Raw genomic sequence first — 2,795 nt, forward strand, 5'->3', positions numbered from 1 at the left:
TCAACCGTCAGATCACGCTTCGTGCCTCGGCTAATCTGACCTACGGGTGAGGGGGGGCGTGGTGCCAAAGTGTGGCATGGGTTGGGCAGTGTGCAATGGGGAAATAGCCGATGTTGCTGCGGATGCGCTGCGTAACGCTTTGGTGCCAGTTGGGTGATAGTGTGTGGTCGGGTTGGTCATTTTTCAATACGCAGCAATGTCGTGGAGCTAGGGTGAGTTCTCTCCAAGTATTTAAGCGGCGCTGCTGGTAGTGTATTTTGCCTAGTTGGTTCGGTTCGATGGTGAGTAGTGGTTGCCAATGGGGTGGCTGAATACGTGCTAGTCGCGCAGTGTGGTAACAGCGTTGTTCGGTTTGTTGTTCGATCCAGTCTATTAAAATACGCAATGCTATGTCTCCTATTCCATCTCTGCGGTATCCGCCGCCAATATTCGAATGTACGCCAGATAGCCATATTTCAACTGCTCGTCCATCATGGTTGATTAATGTTGGGCGAAAGGCGAGGCGTTGCTCGTCTAGCGCTACTAGGTGTAGTACGCGATAGACTCCTTCAGGCAAGGTGTTTCCATGTTCAAATACAACTTCTGTACTGGGGCGTTGAGCGATGTCTAGGTTTGGCCAGCCAATGGATGCGACGGTATCGATGACGGCCTCAATTATAATAGGGCGATCAATGAGCGGGGTGATTAGCGCGGCAAAGCGCCTTGCTAATGCAGCGCCTCGACTGAAGCCTATTAAGACAATGTGGCGAACCGATTGGTTGTAGTGGTTTTTAAAGTCGTTTATCGCACGATTCAAAATGTTGGCTACATGGCCAGATTCGATGGCAAAGGCGGCGTTTATTTTCTGTTCTAGCCAATTACCATAAGTGCCGATGCCAGCATAATAAAAACTGCGATATGGTAAACATGTGGGCGTGATGTCTATATGGTTTTTAACACGGCCGCCCAGCAATAAATGGGATTTTAATACATTGGTGATGCTGGAAATGCTGTGTTCTGGTGCGCAGGCGTCGTTTGGGCTATTGTCTGTGCCATCGAAATGAAAAAATAACATCGACATGGGTGTGTCCTCCTTGTTGTGTTGAAAGTCATCTTCCTGATGACCGAATTGAGCATAGCATGGTTTGCGTTTTTTTTTTGTAGGTCGTGTTTTTGCGCGTCAAGGTTTTGGTTTGGTGCGATCTGGCTTTTGACGGCCTAAAGGCCGACCTACATGTGATTGGGTGTTGCTAGGTTTTGACGGACGATTCATTTTTTGTAGGTCGTGCTTTAGCGCGTCAAGGGTTTTGGTTTGGTGTTGTTAGGTTTTTGACGGCCTGAAGGCCGACCTACATGTGATTTGGTGTTGTTAGGTTTTTGACGGCCTGAAGGCCGACCTACAGGTGATTTGGTTTAATGGATTTTTTTGGGAGTGTTGGATGTTTGTTTTGGTAACGGGCGGTGCAGGTTATATTGGTTCGCATACTTGTGTCGAGTTGATTAAGGTGGGTTTTGAGCCGATTATTATTGATAATCTCTCGAATAGTAAAGAGGTCGTTTTAGATCGCATTGAGACGATTGCCGGTAAGCGTCCAGTGTTTATGAAAGGCGATATTCGCGATTCAGACTTTTTAAATAGTGTTTTCGAGAAGTATACTTTTGCTGCGGTTATTCATTTTGCCGGTCTGAAAGCGGTTGGCGAGTCTGTTCAAAAGCCTTTTTTGTATTATGAAAATAATGTTGCCGGAACCTTGAATCTTATCAAGGCTATGGAGTTGGCTGGACTGCGAAATTTAATTTTTAGTTCGTCTGCGACTGTCTATGGTATGCCTGAATCTGTGCCTATTCGTGAAGATTTTCCTACTTCAACGCAAAACCCTTATGGGGCAAGTAAATTGATGGTAGAGGGGATGTTGACTGATTTGGCTAAGGCCAATAGCGAATGGAACATTGCTACTTTACGTTACTTTAATCCGATAGGTGCTCACGAGTCTGGTTTGATTGGCGAGGATCCAAAAGGCATTCCGAATAATTTATTGCCCTTTATTAGTCAAGTGGCTGTGGGTAAATTGGCTTGTTTGAGTGTGTTTGGTGACGATTACGATACGCCAGACGGAACGGGGGTTCGTGATTATATTCATGTGGTGGATTTGGCTCGCGGCCATGTTTGTGCCTTGGAAAAAGTGCTGGCTCAGTCTGGTCATTTTGTTGTGAATCTAGGTACTGGCAACGGATATTCTGTACTTGAAATGGTCAAAGCCTTTGAAGTGGTTTCTAATAAATCTATTAGCTATAAGATTGTAGATCGTCGTCCTGGCGATATAGCGACTTGTTATGCGGATCCTGAGTTTGCTAAGGCTTTTCTTGGTTGGCAGGCGGAATTTGACTTGGCGCGTATGTGCGAAGATTCTTGGCGTTGGCAATCGAATAACCCAAATGGGTTTGATTTGTAGAAATAGGGCAAAAGGCTTAGATTCCTTTTGGTTGTTTTTTGTAGATACCATCTCTCCTAATCAGCCTCAAGTTTTTATTTAACTAACTTGAGGCTGATATTCTGTTTGATTCTTAACAACACCAAAACATATTTGTGACAACTTTCTCATCGCTGCACCTAGCGCCTGCATTTTTGTTTTGCCTTGTTTTAGTAATCTCGTTTTCTGCGCTTTTATATCGGTATTATGTTGCCCAGCTACGATTGCGGCCATATACAACTTCGCTCTGATATAGCCTGGCCCTTCCTTACTCAAGGTTGTTTTTCCTGCCCGTTTACCAGATTCGTTGTGCTTGGGGATCAAGCCTAAATAAGAAGCCAGCTG

3 protein-coding genes are annotated in these 2,795 nt (G+C 45.2%); 1 reads left to right on the forward strand and 2 read right to left on the reverse strand.

Annotation, left to right across the window (positions count from 1 at the left end):
- Window positions 1–40: 40 nt before the first annotated feature.
- Window positions 41–1,060: a phospholipase effector Tle1 domain-containing protein gene (locus BUA59_RS22140; protein ID WP_072842198.1), complete on the reverse strand. Its 1,020-nt coding sequence runs from the start codon at window positions 1,058–1,060 to the stop codon at window positions 41–43.
- A gap of 358 nt (window positions 1,061–1,418) precedes the next feature.
- On the opposite strand from BUA59_RS22140, the gene galE reads away from it, so the two are divergent.
- Window positions 1,419–2,432: a UDP-glucose 4-epimerase GalE gene (gene galE, locus BUA59_RS22145; RefSeq protein WP_072842200.1), complete on the forward strand. Its 1,014-nt coding sequence runs from the start codon at window positions 1,419–1,421 to the stop codon at window positions 2,430–2,432.
- A gap of 78 nt (window positions 2,433–2,510) precedes the next feature.
- On the opposite strand, the gene BUA59_RS22150 is transcribed toward galE, so the two are convergent.
- On the reverse strand, window positions 2,511–2,795 hold a 285-nt coding region (locus BUA59_RS22150), incomplete at its 5' end, for a transposase (RefSeq protein ID WP_139248949.1).

This window comes from Marinomonas polaris DSM 16579, assembly GCF_900129155.1.
Classification (GTDB): Bacteria; Pseudomonadota; Gammaproteobacteria; order Pseudomonadales; family Marinomonadaceae; genus Marinomonas; species Marinomonas polaris.